The sequence below is a fragment of the Rhodococcus sp. BUPNP1 genome (assembly GCF_002215235.1).
Taxonomy (GTDB): Bacteria; Actinomycetota; Actinomycetes; order Mycobacteriales; family Mycobacteriaceae; genus Rhodococcus.
Map to the genome: position 1 here is coordinate 55,552 of NZ_NERM01000019.1, position 17,781 is coordinate 73,332.

At 68.2% G+C, this 17,781-nt stretch carries 19 protein-coding genes; 13 read left to right on the plus strand and 6 right to left on the minus strand.

Going from position 1 to position 17,781, the window contains the following annotated elements; all coding sequences use genetic code 11:
* Positions 1-107 precede the first annotated feature (107 nt).
* From B9C99_RS18585 to B9C99_RS18595, 3 genes are all read left to right on the plus strand, one after another.
* Positions 108-980 (plus strand): alpha/beta hydrolase, encoded by an 873-nt coding sequence (locus B9C99_RS18585; RefSeq protein WP_253250126.1) that lies wholly within the window; start codon positions 108-110, stop codon positions 978-980.
* 119 nt (positions 981-1,099) lie between these two features.
* Positions 1,100-2,812 carry a 3-ketosteroid-delta-1-dehydrogenase gene (locus B9C99_RS18590; protein WP_059384655.1) on the plus strand — a complete coding sequence of 571 codons (1,713 nt, stop codon included), beginning with the start codon at positions 1,100-1,102 and terminating at the stop codon, positions 2,810-2,812.
* Positions 2,813-2,841: 29 nt separating this feature from the next.
* A complete protein-coding gene (locus B9C99_RS18595; protein ID WP_059384654.1) occupies positions 2,842-3,357 on the plus strand; it encodes a hypothetical protein in 516 nt (171 codons plus the stop codon).
* A gap of 25 nt (positions 3,358-3,382) precedes the next feature.
* Here the strand turns inward: B9C99_RS18595 and B9C99_RS18600 are convergent, their stop codons facing one another.
* Positions 3,383-4,174: an FAD-binding oxidoreductase gene (locus tag B9C99_RS18600; protein WP_059384653.1), complete on the minus strand. Its 792-nt coding sequence runs from the start codon at positions 4,172-4,174 to the stop codon at positions 3,383-3,385.
* A gap of 197 nt (positions 4,175-4,371) precedes the next feature.
* Between B9C99_RS18600 and B9C99_RS18605 the strand changes: the two genes are divergently transcribed.
* Positions 4,372-5,925: an AMP-binding protein gene (locus tag B9C99_RS18605; RefSeq protein WP_059384652.1), complete on the plus strand. Its 1,554-nt coding sequence runs from the start codon at positions 4,372-4,374 to the stop codon at positions 5,923-5,925.
* Positions 5,926-6,025: 100 nt separating this feature from the next.
* Here the strand turns inward: B9C99_RS18605 and B9C99_RS18610 are convergent, their stop codons facing one another.
* From B9C99_RS18610 to B9C99_RS18625, 4 genes are read right to left on the minus strand one after another with little or no spacing between them, the layout of a single operon-like run.
* Positions 6,026-6,550 carry a hypothetical protein gene (locus B9C99_RS18610; RefSeq protein WP_026061274.1) on the minus strand — a complete coding sequence of 175 codons (525 nt, stop codon included), beginning with the start codon at positions 6,548-6,550 and terminating at the stop codon, positions 6,026-6,028.
* 55 nt (positions 6,551-6,605) lie between these two features.
* Positions 6,606-6,884 (minus strand): hypothetical protein, encoded by a 279-nt coding sequence (locus B9C99_RS18615; protein ID WP_059384651.1) that lies wholly within the window; start codon positions 6,882-6,884, stop codon positions 6,606-6,608.
* Positions 6,885-6,916: 32 nt separating this feature from the next.
* The gene (locus B9C99_RS18620) at positions 6,917-7,618 is read right to left on the minus strand and encodes a hypothetical protein (RefSeq protein WP_016692896.1); all 702 of its coding nucleotides are present in this window, start codon (positions 7,616-7,618) and stop codon (positions 6,917-6,919) included.
* Entirely contained in the window at positions 7,615-7,938 is a 324-nt protein-coding gene (locus B9C99_RS18625; RefSeq protein ID WP_232622146.1) for a type VII secretion target, read from the minus strand. Before B9C99_RS18625 ends, B9C99_RS18620 begins: the two co-directional genes overlap by 4 nt.
* 226 nt (positions 7,939-8,164) lie before the next feature.
* Here B9C99_RS18625 and B9C99_RS18630 point away from each other — a divergent pair, with 226 nt between their 5' ends.
* The 3 genes from B9C99_RS18630 (at position 8,165) to B9C99_RS18640 (ending at position 9,908) form a co-directional block, all read left to right on the plus strand.
* A complete protein-coding gene (locus B9C99_RS18630) occupies positions 8,165-8,632 on the plus strand; it encodes a hypothetical protein (RefSeq protein WP_186455207.1) in 468 nt (155 codons plus the stop codon).
* Positions 8,633-8,677: 45 nt separating this feature from the next.
* Positions 8,678-9,244 carry a hypothetical protein gene (locus B9C99_RS18635; RefSeq protein ID WP_006553007.1) on the plus strand — a complete coding sequence of 189 codons (567 nt, stop codon included), beginning with the start codon at positions 8,678-8,680 and terminating at the stop codon, positions 9,242-9,244.
* A 97-nt stretch (positions 9,245-9,341) separates the two neighbouring features.
* The gene (locus tag B9C99_RS18640; RefSeq protein WP_039585569.1) at positions 9,342-9,908 is read left to right on the plus strand and encodes an ester cyclase; all 567 of its coding nucleotides are present in this window, start codon (positions 9,342-9,344) and stop codon (positions 9,906-9,908) included.
* On the opposite strand, the gene B9C99_RS18645 is transcribed toward B9C99_RS18640, so the two are convergent.
* Positions 9,889-11,049, minus strand: coding sequence for an FAD-binding oxidoreductase (locus B9C99_RS18645; RefSeq protein WP_088898907.1), 1,161 nt, complete (start codon positions 11,047-11,049; stop codon positions 9,889-9,891). The two genes, B9C99_RS18640 and B9C99_RS18645, sit on opposite strands and share 20 nt — an antisense overlap.
* 270 nt (positions 11,050-11,319) lie before the next feature.
* Between B9C99_RS18645 and clpB the strand changes: the two genes are divergently transcribed.
* The 6 genes from clpB (at position 11,320) to pyrE (ending at position 17,778) form a co-directional block, all read left to right on the plus strand.
* Entirely contained in the window at positions 11,320-13,875 is a 2,556-nt protein-coding gene (gene clpB / locus B9C99_RS18650) for an ATP-dependent chaperone ClpB (protein WP_088898890.1), read from the plus strand.
* A gap of 67 nt (positions 13,876-13,942) precedes the next feature.
* Positions 13,943-14,854 (plus strand): hypothetical protein, encoded by a 912-nt coding sequence (locus B9C99_RS18655; RefSeq protein ID WP_088898891.1) that lies wholly within the window; start codon positions 13,943-13,945, stop codon positions 14,852-14,854.
* Between the two features lie 29 nt (positions 14,855-14,883).
* Positions 14,884-15,543: a hypothetical protein gene (locus tag B9C99_RS18660; protein ID WP_016691486.1), complete on the plus strand. Its 660-nt coding sequence runs from the start codon at positions 14,884-14,886 to the stop codon at positions 15,541-15,543.
* A gap of 79 nt (positions 15,544-15,622) precedes the next feature.
* Positions 15,623-16,405: an SDR family oxidoreductase gene (locus B9C99_RS18665; RefSeq protein WP_016691487.1), complete on the plus strand. Its 783-nt coding sequence runs from the start codon at positions 15,623-15,625 to the stop codon at positions 16,403-16,405.
* Positions 16,406-16,564: 159 nt separating this feature from the next.
* Positions 16,565-17,152 carry a LemA family protein gene (locus tag B9C99_RS18670; protein WP_172415004.1) on the plus strand — a complete coding sequence of 196 codons (588 nt, stop codon included), beginning with the start codon at positions 16,565-16,567 and terminating at the stop codon, positions 17,150-17,152.
* An 86-nt stretch (positions 17,153-17,238) separates the two neighbouring features.
* Entirely contained in the window at positions 17,239-17,778 is a 540-nt protein-coding gene (pyrE, locus tag B9C99_RS18675) for an orotate phosphoribosyltransferase (RefSeq protein ID WP_016691489.1), read from the plus strand.
* The last annotated feature ends 3 nt before the right edge of the window (positions 17,779-17,781 follow it).

Here is a 17,781-nt window from a genome sequence, read left to right on the forward strand (position 1 = left end):
GCCACCGCGATCGGAACCGTCCCGGCCCGTACGAGACGTCGACGAAACGAGAACATATGCCGCTCTCACCGGAAGCCCAGCGGGTGGTCGATGCATCTGCAACACGCATGGCGAAGCCCATGCACGAGACGCCTGTGGAGGATCTGCGTGCCGCTCTCGCTGCACACGCGATTCCGGCAACGACACCCATTCATCATCGACAGGACAGCGTCGTTCCCTCTGCCGGTGGTGGCGTTCCCGTGCGCGTCTACCGGCCGTCCGACGACCCGGGGTTGCCGGTGGTGCAGTGGATGCACAGTGGAGGATTCGCCGTCGGAAATCTCGACCAGAACGAGGAGTACCTGCGGAAGTTGAGCATCGCATCCCGGTCCGTCATCGTCTCCGTGGACTACCGGCTGGCGCCGGAACACCCCTGTCCGGCGGCGCTCGACGATTGTCGGAGTGTTTGGGAATGGATCACCTCTGCGCCCGATGAACTTCGGCCCGTCGACGTGACGCGAGCAGTGATCGCAGGCGAGAGTGCCGGTGGCACTCTGACCTTCGCGTTGGCCCAGCAACTCCACGAGACCGGTCTTCCATGTCCTCTCGCGCAGATCTCCCTGTACGGGACTGCGGTGATGGAAGTGACCAATCCCGAGTACGCCACGGCACTGCTGTCCCCGGAGGATTGTCACTGGTTCTGGGACATGTACGTGCCGGATCCCGCCGACCGGCGTTCTGTGCAGGCATCTCCGGGCCTCGCCGGCGACCTGGTCGGCCTGCCGCCCGCCTTCGTCGCCACCGCCGAAGTGGACCCCACGCGCGACGGCACCGAGGAGTACGCGCGGCGTATGCAGGAATCCGGTGTGCCGGTCGAACTACGGCGGTACGACGGGATGATGCACGGTTTCGCGACCATGACAGCCGTGCTACCTGCTGCGGAGGAGTTGTTCCACGAGATCGTCGCCTACCTCTCCGGCGTCTTCGCCTCGCCGGAATGATCGGACCGTCGGAGACCGATCGTCCGTCCTCGCGTTCTCCCGGTGATCGGGATCACGCATGTTACGACTCCCGGAGCTGCCATACCGTCCGGAAGACAACGATGTGAAGGAGACAGTCGATGGCCAAGACCCCTGTACCGGCCGTGACCACAGCCCGCGACACGACCGTGGACCTGCTCGTGATCGGGTCCGGTACCGGCATGGCCGCCGCGCTCACCGCGCACGAGGCGGGCCTGTCCGCCCTCATCGTGGAGAAATCGGCCTACGTCGGCGGATCGACCGCCCGTTCCGGCGGTGCGTTCTGGGTGCCGGCCAATCCGGTACTCGACGCGGCGGGAAGCGGCGACACCATCGAGCGCGGCCACACCTACGTGCGGACGGTCGTCGACGGCACGGCGCCGGTCGAGCGGGGCGAGGCCTTCGTCGACAACGGTGTCGCCACCGTCGAGATGCTCCAGCGCACCACCCCCATGAAGCTGTTCTGGGCAGAGGGCTACTCCGACTATCACCCCGAACTGGCGGGTGGTTCGGCGGTCGGCCGCAGCTGCGAGTGCCTGCCCCTGGACCTGTCGGTCCTCGGTGAGGAGCGCGGTCGACTGCGTCCCGGCCTCATGGAGGCGAGCCTGCCGATGCCCACCACCGGTGCCGACTACAAGTGGATGAACCTCATGCTGCGCGTGCCGCACAAGGGTTTTCCGCGCATCTTCAAGCGGCTCGCCCAGGGTGTCGCCGGTCTCGCCGTCAAGCGTGAATACGTCGCCGGTGGACAGGCGATCGCCGCCGGACTGTTCGCGGGTGTGCTGAAGGCCGGTGTGCCGGTGTGGACCGAGACGTCGCTGGTGCGTCTGCTCACCGACGGCGACCGTGTCACCGGTGCCGTCGTAGCGCAGAACGGACGTGAGGTGACGGTGACCGCGCGTCGCGGGGTGGTGCTCGCCGCCGGCGGGTTCGACCACGACATGGAGATGCGCCGCAAGTTCCAGTCCGAGCGTCTGCTCGACCACGAGAGCCTCGGGGCGGAGACCAACACCGGCGATGCGATCAAGGCGGCCCAGGAGGTCGGTGCCGATCTCGCCCTCATGGACCAGGCCTGGTGGTTCCCCGCCGTCGCGCCGACCCGCCCGGGCAAGCCGCCGATGGTCATGCTCGCCGAGCGTTCGCTGCCCGGCTCGTTCATCGTCGACCAGACGGGACGCCGGTTCACCAACGAGTCGTCCGACTACATGTCGTTCGGACAGTTGGTGCTCGAACGCGAGCGTGCCGGCGATCCGATCGAGTCGATGTGGATCGTCTTCGACCAGAAGTACCGCAACAGCTACGTCTTCGCGGCCGGGGTGTTCCCGCGCCAGCCGCTCCCGGAGGCCTGGTACAAGGCGGGCATCGCCCACCGCGGCACCACCGCTGCGGAACTCGCGGCGTCGATGGGCGTGCCGGTGGACACCTTCGCCGCGACGTTCGGCAAGTTCAACGAGGACGCGGCGGCGGGAACGGATTCCGAGTTCGGACGTGGCGGCAGTGCCTACGACCGCTACTACGGTGACCCGACCGTCCAGCCGAACCCGAACCTGCGACCCCTCACGCACGGCCCGCTCTACGCGGTGAAGATGACGCTGAGCGATCTCGGCACGTGCGGTGGCGTGCGCGCCGACGAACGGGCGCGGGTCCTCCGCGAGGACGGCAGCCCCATCGCCGGTCTCTACGCCATCGGCAACACCGCGGCCAACGCGTTCGGCCACCGCTATCCCGGTGCCGGCGCCACCATCGGGCAGGGCCTGGTCTTCGGGTACATCGCGGCACGCGACGCAGCATCGTCGGACGCACCGGTCGCCTGAGCGGACGATCCGAGAGGTAGGGAGGGCATGTGACGATCACGAACGGGGACGTCCGTTCCCTCCCTACCGTGCTGTCCCTCTGGGGAGCCGGGCCCCGTCCCGAAGACGGCCCGGTGGACGAAGTGGACGTCGTGTTCTTCGCGCCACCCACCACCGACGCGCTGACCTGCCGGGCCCGCGACAACCGTGACGAGGCGTCCGGCCGGCTCGACCGGACACTCGGATACGTCGATGAGATCGGGCGGGTCGTCGCCGAGGTCTTCGTGTCCGGATCGGCGCGTCCGGGCGGTGAGCACGGTGTGCCCACCCCGTACGCCGACGAACTGCTGCATTCGGTTGTCGAACGGTTCGACCTCGCCGATGTGCGGCGGCTCCGGATGCGCTTCTACGAGCACTCCGCGGGTCCCGGATCACCGACCTGGTCGGTGACCGTGTTGCAGCGTTACCGCACCGATCACGAGAACGTCGAGGACGTCGCGCTCGTCGGCACGGACTCGTCCGGGTCGGTCGTCGCCCGTGCCTGGGTGACCGCGGCCGCTTCGTAGAGCGCCGGCCGGTGCGCCGGGGCACTCAGTACGGGTCGTAGCGGATGTTCTCGACCGGGGTACCGGTCTCGATCAGCCGCTGAGCGGTGGTGCGCACCATGGCCGCCGGGCCGCACACGAGCACCTGGTGGTCGCCGAACGCACCGTAGGACGTGACGACCTCGTCGACGCTGCCCTCGAGCAGTTCGTCGGGGTCGGGTCCGAACTCGTCGATGCGCGGGGCGATGCGATCGAACCAGGGGTCGGGGATGTCGGGGATCTCGAGGGTCTCCACGACCGGCACCACCGTCAGCCACGGCAGCGCCTCCGACAGGAGCATGAGCATGTCGGCGGCGTACAGGTCGCGCGGGTTGCGGGCGCCCGTGAACAGGAAGGTGCGGGGCGGATCCGGGCGACGCGCCGTGTCGAGGATCAACGACCGCAGCGGCGCGAGGCCCGTGCCGCCGGCCACCATGATGACGATGCGGCCGGTGTCGTCGATGTGGAGGTCGCCGCCGCGGGCGGCGCCGATCTGCCACACGTCGCCCGGTTGGGTGTCGGCGACGATCGCGCCGCTCACCCAGCCACCCGGGACCGTGCGCACGTGGAACTCGAGCTTGCCGTCCAGCGACGGTGGCAGCGCGGGGGAGAGGCGACGCGGCAGCGTGGGACGTTGCGGCACGGCCACGTCGACGTACTGCCCGGGGCGGAAATCGACGATCGCGTCGTCGCATTCGAGACGCACGACGACGAGGTCGTGCCGGAGCCGATGATGTTCGACGACGGTTGCGGTGACTGCCGTTTCGGTCTCGCTCGGTGACGGCGTGGCCGACTGCATGCGTGATCCCCCGGTGGTGTGCTGTGACGTGCCCAAGACTCTAGGCGAGAAATCGGCGAAAAGGCAGAGTGGAACGTGTTTCAGTTTTCGGCATCGAGAGGTTATCGTGACGAACGGCAGGTGATGGTCACCACAGCGGAGAACGCCGACCGGTGACGTCACACAACGGACCGTCACAGCACACCGGAAGGACGACCATGCCCGAGGAGTACGCCGACCTCTACCGCCCCGCATTCACGCCCGATCTCCTCATCACCGCGCTCGACCGCAGCGCCGACCGGCCCGCCCTGCACCTCGGTGACGTCGTCCTCACCGGAGCCGAGATGCGCGCTGCCATCAGCCGGTTCCAGCAGGCGCTCGCGTCCGTCGGGGTCGGGCAGGGATCGGCGGTGGCGATGCTGTCCAAGAACCGGCCCGAGGTGCTCATCTCGATGGGCGCCACGATGGTCGCCGGCTGCCGCAACACGGCCCTGAACCCCATGGGTTCGCTCTCCGACCACCAGTACATCTCGACCGACGCCGAGATCGAGACCCTGATCTTCGATCCCCGCCACTTCGAGGAACGCGCCGCGGAGCTGCGCGAGCAGGTGCCGACCCTGAAGAACCTGTTCTCCCTCGGCCCGTCCTCGGTGGGCACCGACATCCTCGCCCTGTCCGAGGAGTTCACCGAGCAGCGCCTCGTGTCCGCGCCTGTCGACATCGAGGACACCTCGTCCATCGTCTACACCGGCGGCACCACCGGGAAGCCGAAGGGCGTGATGGGCTCGTTCCGTTCGGGCGCGGCCCTGAATCAGATCCAGATGGCCGAGTGGCAGTGGCCCGAGCAGCCGCGCTTCCTCGTGTGCACCCCGCTCTCGCACGCGGGTGCGGCGTTCTTCGTCCCCACGCTCCTGCGCGGCGGATGCCTCTACGTGCTGCCGCACTTCGATCCTGCGCTCGTGCTCGAAGCGATCGAGAAGCATCGCATCAACGCGACCATGCTCGTGCCGACGATGATCTACATGCTGCTCGACCATCCCGATTTCGACAGCCGCGACCTGTCGAGCCTCGAGACCCTGTTCTACGGTGCGTCGGCGATGTCGCCGTCCCGCCTGCGCGAAGGGATCGAGCGGCTCGGCCCGGTCTTCTTCCAGTTCTACGGCCAGTCCGAATGCGGCATGACCATCTCGGTGCTGCGCAAGGAAGAACACCTCCCCGACGATCCGAGCCGCCTCGCGTCGTGTGGTCGCCCCGTGCCGTGGCTCGACGTCCGTCTGCTCGACGACGACCTGAACGAGGTGCCGCAGGGCGAACTCGGCGAGATCTGTGTGCGCGGCCCGCTGGTGATGAAGGGCTATCTGAACAAGCCGGAGGAGACCGCCGAGGCGCTGCGCGGCGGATGGCTGCACACGGGTGACGTCGCGCGCGCCGACAAGAACGGCTTCATGACGATCGTCGACCGCAAGAAGGACATGATCGTCACCGGAGGCTTCAACGTCTTCCCCCGCGAGATCGAGGACGTCATCTCGTCGCACCCGGCGGTCGCGTCGGTGGCCGTCGTCGGTGTGCCGGATACCAAGTGGGGCGAGGCCGTCAAGGCGTGTGTCGTGCTGCGCGACGGTCAGTCGGTGCCGGCCGAGGAACTGATCGAGAAGGTGCGTGCCGCAAAGGGTTCGGTGCACGCACCCAAGTCGGTCGACTTCCTCGACGCGCTGCCGCTGACTCCGCTGGGCAAGCTCGACAAGAAGACGCTGCGGGCGTCCTATCGCTGACCCTGCTCTCGTGACGGCCGGTCCCGGCAATCGATCGCGGTTGCCGGGGCCGACTGTGCGTCAACCGGATTCGTGGACCTGGATATCCCGATGTCCTGCCTCACCACTGGTGCGCGACGTCCAGCACCACCCGGGAACCGCTACCGGGCCCGTCGAGGGTGAACACCCGGAACGGCAGCCGGGCCCGTACCCCGACCCCGAGGGTGGTCTGGCCTTCGAAACTGTTGGCCCACGCCACCTGCCGCAGAGTCCGGTACCCGCTCACGTCGACGACCTCGCGCCGGTTCGCCGGTACGTAGTAGGCGGGCGCGAGGACGACCACCTGGAGATAGGCGCCTCCGCGCAGAGGGACCTCGAACCCTGATCCGTCCTCGTGGACGGCAGGGACGTAGCCGACGCGGTAGCCCGCGGCCGGCCCGGCGAGATCGACGACGATCCGGTCGAAGCACTCGTGCCGTCCCGCCCGCACGGCGGTGAACGGTGAGGCGACCATCGTCGGGTTCACCTTGTCCAGCGAACCCCAGTGGATGCCGCAATAGGGCGTTGCGGCCGACGCGGTCGGGCCCGTCAGCCCGATCCCCGCGATGACGACGATCATCGCGAGCCACACGTGAATCCTGCTCATGTCCGTTCCTCTGTGTGTGGCTGATGATGGATCATCGCAAGAAGTGTGATCTGCGTTACATATGAGGGTCGGGACGCTCCTCGACGAGATCCTCGAAGGTCGTCTCCTTCAGCGACTCGAGGACCGGGGCGACCAGACGGTCGAGCATCGACGAGAACACTTCTGTACCGGCGAGTTCCCGCACCCCCAGCTCACCCGACGTCACCTGCTCGACGAGCTTCGCGAAGGCCGGGTCGCCCGTGGCGTCGGCGATCGACCGCAATGACGTGACGATCTCGCGGGACAGGGTGGCATCGCCGCGCGCGACGTCGACGACGATCTCGGGTTCGTCCATGTCTTCTCGATTTCTGTGCGGCACCGTGGTGCTTAGACTGCGGGGAGGCCCGGGATCTCGATGTTCTCGATCTTCGCGAGATTTCCGGCGAGCACACCGATGAGGCCCTGGATGGACGTCCACACTGTGGTGTGGACGTCGATCGCCTTCCTCCACTGGTCGCTGATGATCACCAGGTCCACCACGGAGGACGCTGCAATGGCCGCCGAGCCCAGAACGCCGACACCGGTTGCGGCGGCGATACTCGTCGCCGCGATCCTGATCAGAACTCTGATGGCTGCATCGGTTATGACCGAGAGGATTTCGGCGAATGCCTGGTTCAGTTCGTACATCGACACGGCGATCTTCTCCAATTGCTCAGAGATCCCGTGAACGGCCCGGGCCTGTTCGTCGAGGGCGTTCTGCAGATCGGTGAGATAACGACCGGCGGCCCCGCCCGCCGATCCGCCCCACGGGGCAACCGTGCCGTGGACGTCGTCGACGGCCGTCGCGTACGCACGGTGGAAGGTGGCCAGCCTGTTCACGCCATCGCTCGTGCGCAGCACCGACTCCCAGTCGCCACCGCAGTGCTGGGCCGCGTACACCCACGGATCCGTGCCCACCACGAACTTGCAGAGTTCGGCGACGTAGAAGCTCGGGGAGAGGTAGTACATCCCCAGGGTGCGTTCGAGCAGGTCCGGTATGGGATCGGACGCGGTGGGTTCGACGAGCGCATCGTCCGGACGAGCGCTCACCAGCCGATGTCCGGATCGGTGCGCTCGAACTGCGCCGAAGTGCCCAGTTCGGTGTCCTCGTATGTCCGTGCGGATTCGGTCATCGCCGTCGCCGCCCGGTCGATCGCCACACCCAACTCGTCGTAGAGAGCCGTCAGCCGGGCACGGGCCGTGTGCACCCGTTCGACGACATCGAAGTAGATCAGTCCCCCGGTCTCAGGAGGCGTCAGCCAGCGATCGGCGTAACGGCGTGCACCATCCGCCTGGTCGGCCAGATCGCGCAGATCGTGTGCTGCAGCGCGTAGGTCGTCCGGGTCCACATACAGATTCGATCGTGTCAAGACATCCCCCAGTCGTGATCGGACGAGAGTGTAGGCCATCGCAACGGCGTTTGCGACGCCCGCTACAGTGCACGCCGTGACGACCGGGGGGAACACGAAAAATGGTCTTGCGCATGTGCGTTTCGAGACAAAGGACCGTGACGATGCGATACCGACACGACTGGGGGGCCGACCCGTCCAGCTGACGGTGAAGGATGAGCTTCCACCCGTGTGTCCTGTGCACGGGGTGCCGGAGGTCGAGCGCGTGCACACCTGGGTCACCACCTATCGCAAGATCCGGCACAGTCGCGCGCAGATCCGCATCATCGGTACCGAAGCTGCGGCGAAGGCCAGTACGTGGCGTGCACGTGCGCAGCACAAGCCACACGTGATCGCGTTCGACGTACCGATGTGTGCGCGGTGCGTCCGGATCGATCGGCTGACACGGTGGGCGATGTGGCTGTGCATGCTGGGCGGACTGGTCTGCCTGCTCGTCGCGGTGCAGATGGCGGCCCTCGGCTGGGCCCGCGAGTACATGGCCCTGTGGTCGCTGTTCGTGTTCGGAATCTTCCTCGTTCCGACCCCGGCGATCTTCGTCAGACAGATGCGTCAGGGCTGGTGGGGTTTCGAGGCTCCGATCGACGGGTCGGCCCTCGTTGTCGCGTACGCCCACCCGAATTTCGTGGCCGAGACGGAGAGGCGACGCGGCCGATAGATCCTCGGCTTTCACCGGGGAGTGCGGCCTGACATACTCCCTCGCATGGTGAACGGGGACGCCCAGCGGGTCGAGGTGCGGTTGGCAGTCGAGTATCCGGGCTCGGGAGCGACGAGCACGCTCGGAGACGGTTCGATGCGACCGATCGATCCCATCCCCCCGATCTGCCCGCGCCACGGAGAGCCCGAGACCGGACGTGTCCGGGTGACGGTCGCGGCCGACGCGTCGGAGCCCCGCCAGGGATCGAACCGGTTCGGTTCGGCGCTCGAGGCCGCCTACACGGTGCAGGTCGCCGCGGTGGACTGGCCTGTGTGCGCTCGCTGCGTCGCCGTCCGCACGCGGTGGCAGATCGCCGCCGCCGCGACCTGCACGGTCCTCGGCGTCATCTTCCTCGCGCTGGTGTTCGCGCTCGTGCAGGGCGCTCCCAAGATCTACGGTCTCGCGCTGCTCAGTGTCTTCGGTCTGTCGTTCCTCCCGATCTACGTCGCCCTGCGGGTGCTCGAACCGAAGCGGGCGTCGCTGGGAATGTCCGTGGCCGAGGACGGTTCGGAACTCGTCATCTCGCAGGCGCATCCGGAGTTCGCGCGGGCGGTCGCGGCGCAGCGGATGTAGCCACCGTTTCCCTTCTCCTGCGGCGTTGACTTCCCGACCGGCCGGTTCATACTCGAACCGGGGGTCGATCGTCTCGTTTCACAGGCAGGAGAGTGCCGTGAAGATCGAACATTCCACTCCGGCGTCCACCTCGGAACTCGGTTCGGAGGAGAAGAGGGCTCTCGCCGTGCGGTCCATGATGATCATGGTCGACGGTGACCGCAGCGTCTTCGAGGAGGTGGTGTCCGCCGATGCGGTCAACCACGAGGCGAAGGACGAACCGCCGGCCGCGAGAGCGCCGGGGCCCGAGGGTTTCTTCGCGACTGCACTGTGGTTGCGCGAGGCCTTCGCGGACCTGAGGTTCGAGGTGAGGCACGTCGTGGAGGAGGACGGTCTCGTCGTCGTCGACTCCGTCATGTCGGCCCGGCACGAAGGTCCGTTCGTGACCTACGACGAGTACGGGCGCGTCGATCAGGTGTTCGCGCCCACGGGGAAGCGGTTCTCGGTGCGGCAGACCCATTGGCTGCGGGTGGCCGACGGCAAGGTGGTCGAGCACTGGGCCGTACGCGACGATCTCGGAATGGCGAAGCAGGCCGGATGGGTGCCACCGAACCCCATCTCGCTGACGCGGAACGTTCTCGCAGCACGGAAGCTGCGCAAGCAGATCAGAGCGGGTCGAAGCTGATGTTCTGACGCGGCGTTCCCGCTGCCGACAGCGCGTACAGCGTCGTGCGGATCATCGACGGCGACCCGGCGATCTGGATCTGACGGTCGGCCCACGGGCCGAACTGCCCGGCGACCTTACCGAGCTTGCCGTACATCGGCCGGTTGAGGCCGGTGGGCGGTTCCTTCACGGGAACCGGGTGCCACCAAGGGTTCTCCTTCTCCTCGAGCACCGGCACGATGGTCAGCCATGGGTTGGTCGTGGCGATCTGCCACAGCGTCTCGAGGTCGTACAGATCGCACGGATACTTGCCGCCGTAGAACAGGTGGACGCGCGGGTTGTCGCCGCGCATCGCCATCTCCATGATCTGGGCGCGCATCGGCGCGAGGCCGGTGCCGGACGCGATCATCAGCACGTCCTGGCCGCTCTCACGGTCGACGTGCAGGCCGCCGAGCGGTGGGCCGATCGTCCATCGGTCACCGACGGCGGTCTCGCCGACGAGCGCGGGGCTCACCCATCCGGTGGAGACCCGGCGGACATGGAATTCGATCTGCCCGTACGGATTCGGGGGAATCGCAGCGGACAGGTACCGCCACATGTGCGGGCGCTGCGGGATCTGCACGCTCATGTACTGGCCCGCGTAGTAGGGGATCGGGCTGTCGGCCTCGAGCCGGATGATCGCCAGATCGGGGAGCACGCGTTCGTGGCCGACGACGGTGGCGCCCCACGAGGCGGGCAGGTCGTCGGTGGCCGCGGCGGTCGCCATCGTCTCGACGACCCCGTCGACGACCTCGGCCCATGTGCGTTCGAGCGCGGCCGTCCACAGGATCAGGGGAGTGCATTCGCGGACCGCGGCGAGCAGTGCGTTGCCCGCGACGCGGTAGTGCAGCGGCTCGACCCCGTACTTCCGGTGGTCGCGCGCGAGCTGGGCGAGGAACCTGTCGACGGTGCCCGGCTCGTGGAGGCGGGCGACGACCCAGCCGACCGCGGTCGCGAAACGCTGCCGCATCGACTCCATGCCGGCGGGGAACAGTGAGCGGATGCCGGTGGACTCGCTCCACATGGCGGTGTAGAACGCCGTCGCGAACCGTTCGGCTCCGGTGGGGGTGGCGATGATCGACGCGAAGCTGAGCTGAACCCGGGCGATGGCGAAAGCCTCCACGCCATCCTCCCTGTATCCGTGCTGCGCGAACGCCGCCACTGTAGTCGGTTGCAGGGCGCCCGGCCACTGACCGCCGGGTCCGTCACAACCTGCGAGCGGTTTGTGATCAGAGTCACTACACTCAGGAAAGTTGAGTGGAACAAACTCAACTTACGATCAGTTGAAGAATTCGACATCACCGAGACCTGCCCGATGCAGGGAATCGGCTGCAGAATCGACATGGGGCACTCGCCTGCGCGTGGAGTGCACCGAGAAAGAAAGGGGCGCGCAGTGGACTCGTTCAATCCGACGACCAAGACCCAGGCCGCACTCACCGCCGCACTTCAGTCGGCGTCCGCTGCGGGCAACCCGGAGATCCGTCCGGCACACCTGCTCGTGGCACTGCTCGACCAGACCGACGGCATCGCCGGCCCGCTGCTCGAAGCGGTGGGCGTCGACCCGGCCGCGGTCCGCAGGGAAGCCGAGGACCTCGTCCGTCGCCTTCCGCAGACCAGTGGTGCGACCACCACGCCACAGCTCGGGCGTGAGGCGATTGCGGCCATGACCGCGGCGCAGAAACTCGCCACCGAACTCACCGACGAATTCGTCTCCACCGAGCATGTCCTCGTCGGCCTCGCCGGTGGCGACTCCGACGTCGCGAAGCTCCTCGCCGGGCACGGCGCGACGCCGGCCGCCCTGCGCGACGCCTTCACGACCGTCCGCGGCAACCGCCGCGTGACCTCCGCCGATCCCGAGGCCAGCTATCAGGCCCTGGAGAAGTACTCCACCGATCTGACGGCGCGGGCGCGCGAAGGCAAGCTCGACCCGGTCATCGGTCGCGACAACGAGATCCGCCGTGTCGTCCAGGTGCTCTCCCGCAGGACCAAGAACAACCCGGTCCTCATCGGTGAGCCGGGTGTCGGCAAGACCGCCATCGTCGAGGGCCTCGCTCAGCGCATCGTCGCCGGGGACGTCCCCGAGTCGCTGCGCGGCAAGACCGTCATCTCCCTCGACCTCGGCTCGATGGTCGCGGGCGCGAAGTACCGCGGCGAGTTCGAGGAACGCCTCAAGGCCGTGCTCGACGAGATCAAGGAATCGGCCGGGCAGATCATCACCTTCATCGACGAGCTCCACACCATCGTCGGTGCCGGCGCGACCGGCGAGTCGGCGATGGACGCCGGCAACATGATCAAGCCGATGCTCGCCCGCGGTGAGCTGCGGCTGGTCGGTGCCACAACCCTCGACGAGTACCGCAAGTACATCGAGAAGGACGCGGCCCTCGAACGCCGCTTCCAGCAGGTTCTGGTGGGGGAGCCGAGTGTCGAGGACACCGTCGGCATCCTGCGCGGCCTCAAGGAGCGCTACGAGGTGCACCACGGCGTGCGCATCACCGACTCCGCGCTCGTCGCGGCGGCGACGCTGTCCGACCGGTACATCACCTCGCGCTTCCTGCCCGACAAGGCCATCGACCTCGTCGACGAGGCGGCCTCGCGCCTGCGGATGGAGATCGACTCGCGTCCCGAGGAGATCGACACCGTCGAACGCATCGTCCGTCGCCTCGAGATCGAGGAGATGGCGTTGCAGAAGGAGAGCGACGAGGCCTCGAAGGAACGCCTCGAGAAGCTGCGCGCCGAACTCGCCGACGAGCGGGAGAAGCTCAACCAGCTCACCACGCGCTGGCAGAACGAGAAGACCGCGATCGACTCCGTGCGGGAGATCAAGGAACAGCTCGAATCCCTGCGCGGTGAGGAGGAACGCGCCGAACGCGACGGCGACCTCGGCAAGGCGGCCGAGCTGCGCTACGGCCGCATCCCCGAGCTGGAGAAGAAGCTCGAGGCGGCAGCCGCCGCGTCGGGTACCACCGCCGGTGGCGACCTGATGCTCAAGGAGGAGGTCGGCCCGGACGACGTCGCCGACGTCGTCGCGGCATGGACCGGCATCCCCGCCGGCCGCATGCTCGAGGGCGAGACCGCCAAGTTGCTGCGGATGGAGGACGAACTGCGCAAGCGGGTCGTCGGCCAGGACGTCGCGGTGCAGGCCGTCTCCGACGCGGTGCGTCGTGCACGTGCCGGTGTCGCCGACCCGAACCGTCCGACAGGGTCCTTCCTGTTCCTCGGCCCGACCGGTGTCGGCAAGACGGAGCTGGCGAAGGCGCTCGCCGACTTCCTGTTCGACGACGAACGCGCCATGGTGCGGATCGACATGTCCGAGTACAGCGAGAAGCACTCGGTGGCACGCCTCGTCGGTGCGCCTCCGGGCTACGTCGGCTACGAGGCCGGCGGTCAGCTGACCGAGGCCGTGCGGCGCCGCCCCTACACGGTGGTGCTGTTCGACGAGGTCGAGAAGGCCCACCCGGACGTCTTCGACACGCTGCTGCAGGTGCTCGACGACGGTCGTCTCACCGACGGCCAGGGGCGCACGGTCGACTTCCGCAACACCATCCTGATCCTCACGTCGAACCTCGGTGCGGGTGGCGATCGGGAGCACATCATGGCGGCGGTGCGGGCGGCGTTCAAGCCGGAGTTCATCAACCGGCTCGACGACGTCGTGATCTTCGACCCGCTCTCGGAGGAGCAGCTCGAGAAGATCGTCGACATCCAGCTCGACCAGTTCGCCGACCGCATGTCGGCACGGCGACTGACGTTGGACGTCTCGAACACCGCGCGGTTCTGGCTGGCGGTACGCGGCTACGACCCGCAGTACGGTGCACGTCCGTTGCGCCGCCTGATCCAGCAGGCGGTCGGCGACCAGCTCGCCAAGAAGCTGCTCGCCGGTGAGATCAAGGACGGAGACACCGTCCACGTGGGCGTCAGCGAGGACGGCGACCACCTCGTGATCAGCGCCTGACGGCACCCGTGCGCGGTCTCGGTGGCAGGAGCCGCCGGGGCCGCGCGCGCCTACTCTGGAAGGCGTTATGACGAATCCCCAGGATCCGCGCACCCCGCAGGAACGGGCCTACGCACTCGACGAGTCGTCGAACGGGACGGACGACGACGCGACCCGCGTGCTGCACACCGACGACCCGACCGAGGCGTACGGGCGGCCGGTCACCAACCCGACGGTGGCGTACACCCGCTACGAGCAGTGGGGCGCGCAGGGGAGCGAGTACCAGCCCACCCAGGCCTATCCCTCCCCCCAGGGTCCTTCGTTGCAACAGCCGTATCCGCCTCGGCCGGGCTACCCGCCCCCGCACGGCTATCAGCCCACACAGGTGCTCCCCGGATACGACCCCGGTAACCCGCAGACGGCGATGAACCCGGGACCGGGAACGCCGGGGCACGGAATCCCCGGGCAGCCACCCACGGGTCCGGTACCCGGCGCGGATGCCGGGAAGCCGCGCGGCCCGCGCTGGGGACTGATCGCGCTCGCCGCGGTGGTCCTCATCGCGCTCGGCGGCACCATCGGGTTCCTGCTCAGCCGGCCCGACGACTCCACCTCGCGGGTCGCGTCGGATCGCGCCCCGGCCACCGTCGCGCCCCCGCCGACGGCGACTCTCCCGCCGGCACCCGAACCGACCACACCGGGACTGCCGCTCGACCGGATCCCCGGCGGACTCGGCGAGGTCATGGGCGACGCGGGCGCGGTCGTGGGCACGATCACCGCGAACGACGGCGGCAGCATCACCCTCGGCGTCATCGGTGGTTCGACGGTCACCGTCGTCCTCACCCCCGACACCGAGATCATCACCCTGACCGGCAACACCGCCGACAGCCTCGAGGTCGGAGCGACCGCCGTGGCGACCGGCAGTGCCGTCGAGCAGGGACGGATGACCGCCGAGACCGTCGTCAGCGCGTCCCTCCCATCCTTCGGTGGTTCGGGCCGCTGACCCGCTAGGCTGACTCGACGATGACTGTCATGTGGTTCTCTCTGGCCGCGGTCGCACTGCTGGGTGCGGTCGCGCTGCTCTACGTCGACCGGACGCGGCGGGAACAGTCGGGTCGTATCCGGGAGATCTGGGCCAAGGCGCAGGGCTACAAGTACACCTCCGCCGAGGACCACCTGCCGTCCACCTGGCACCGCGCGGCGCTCGCCAAGCAGGAATATCTCGGCGCGATCGACATCGTCCGCGGGGTTCGCCGCGGCGAGGAGTTCGTCCTGTTCGACATCGAGGAGACCGCGACGATCATCGCGGTCCGCCGCAAGGTCGGCTCCGACGTCGACATCGATCTGCGGCTCAAGTCGACGCCGCCGCCGAAGGATCCCGACATGAACCTGCTCGGTTCGATCGGGCCGCGCATCGTCTTCGCCACCGACCTCGAGATCGCACGCCGCGTGTGCGACCAGCGGATGGTCGCGTTCACCGAGTCCATCCCCGACCACGTGCAGATGCTGTGGAGCGAAGGCGAGTGGACGCTCGGTTCGATCCCCATCGGCAGCACCGGACGCGAATGGGACTCGGCCATCGAGACCGTCGCGCGGCTGTCGGGCATCCTCCACGTGCTGCCGCCCGTCGTCGAACCCGAGGAACTCGACCGGGGGTCGCAGGATCCGGGACGGCCCTCCGCCCGTCACTGAGGCGGAACGCCGAGAATTGTCACTGAGGTAGATCCTCGAGAGGTGGTCGCGCGCGTCGCGTGTCGTTAGTGTGGCGGCCATGACTTCCGCCCGCCCTGTCGCGCTCGTGACCGGCCCCACCTCGGGAATCGGTGCGGGTTTCGCCCGCACCCTCGCGAGTCGCGGTTACGACCTCGTGCTCGTCGCCCGCACCCGTCCCGCCCTCGACGAACTCGCCGCCGAGCTGAAGCAGAAGTTCGGGGCGGCATCGGAGATCATCGTCGCCGACCTGGCGAGCGCCGACGGTCGCGATCTCGTCGTCGAACGACTCGGTCGCGGTGTCGACATGCTCGTCAACAACGCCGGCTTCGGCACGACCGGCGAGTTCTGGACCGCCGATCCGGCGCTGCTGCAGGCACAGCTCGACGTCAACGTCACCTCGGTCGTCGCGTTCACCCGTGCCGCGCTCCCGTCGATGATCGAGGCGGGCCGGGGCGACATCGTCAACGTCGCGAGCGTGGCCGGTCTGCTGCCCGGGCGCGGTTCCACCTACTCCGGCAGCAAGGCCTATGTCGTGTCGTTCACGGAAGGGCTGGCCGGTGGCCTCGCCGGCACGGGCGTACGGGTGCAGGCACTGTGCCCCGGCTTCGTGCGCACCGAGTTCCACCAGCGCGCCGGGATCGACATGTCGTCCACCCCGAACCTGATGTGGCTCGACGTCGACCAGGTGGTGCGCACCTCGCTCGCCGACCTCGACAAGGGCAAGGTCCGCAGCATCCCCGGGCTGCAGTACAAGGTGCTCGCCACGGCGGGACGACTGGTGCCGCAGAACCTCGTGCGGAAGCTGACCAACACCTTCGGCAACGGTCGCGGCCGCACCTGATCGTCGCCGGACGAACTGACGGCGGGCGTTGCCAGATCACGGTACGGATACACCGTGTAGGACACGCCGGGTGCAGTCTTCGACGCGATTCGTGCGCTCGGTACATTTCTGCGCGTGACGTCTGTGGCTGTGGTGCTCTGTGTTGCTGTCGTGGTTACGGTGGTGCTGTGGTTGCGCACAGGCGTGCGCCGTCTTCGGACGTTGCAGCAACGCCACCGGGAGAGCCTGCGCCTGCTCCTCCACGAACTCGACGACCGCTACGATCTCGTGCCCGCGCTCATCGCGGCGTCGGCCGGTGCCGGCGTCGAACGTGAGCGCATCCGGCCCGTCGTCGGCGCCCGCTCGCTCGCCATCGGCGTGCGCGACCAGCGACTCGGCCTCACCGAGCGCGCCGGTGCGGAGAACGCGCTGTCCGCGACGCTCCACGAGTTGATCGGTGGACTCGAAGGGGTCAACCACTGGCCGTTCATCCGGGTCGCCCGGGAACTGCAGACCCGCGAGCAGCGCATCGCCGGAGCCGTCCGCGTACACAACGACCTCGGCGGCGCCCTGAACACCGCGGTCGGCCGATTCCCCACGTCGTTGTTCGCGAAGCTCGCGGCCGTCGGCCCGGTCGTGCTGTTCGAGGCGCCCGCGCCCGTCGCCGCATCCGAGCCGGCCCGCAGGCACGAGACCGTCGATGCGAAGGTTGTCGAGAACGACGTCCGGTCGGAGTCCGAGGCGACCTCCGACACCGTCGCTGCCTGACCTGCGACCCGCAGCGACTAGGCTCGTTCCCCGACACGAGCGCGACCGCACCGGCGTCGCGCCGCCGAACGACGGGTGAGGACGCAATGAGTGACCGCGACGAACTGGCAGCACTGGTACGCGAGCTGGCGGTGGTGCACGGCCGCGTGACCCTGTCGTCCGGTAAGGAAGCCGACTACTACGTCGACCTGCGCCGCGCGACCCTGCACCACAAGGCCGGCCCGCTGATCGGCAAGCTCTTGCGCGAACTCGTCTCCGACTGGGACTTCGACGCCGTCGGCGGCCTGACCATGGGTGCCGACCCCGTCGCTCTCGCCGTCATGCACGCCCCCGGACGACCCATCGACGCCTTCGTCGTCCGCAAGGCCGCCAAGGCACACGGCATGCAGCGGCAGATCGAGGGACCGGACGTCACCGGCAAGCGCGTGCTCGTCGTCGAGGACACCACCACCACCGGCAACTCGCCGCTCACCGCCGTCAAGGCGCTGCGCGAGGCCGGTGCCATCGTCGTGGGTGTCGCGACCGTCGTCGACCGCGCGACCGGCGCCGACGAGGTCATCGCCGCCGAAGGCGTCGAGTACCGTTCCCTGCTCGGCCTCGCCGACTTGGGTCTGGACGACAAGTAGCCG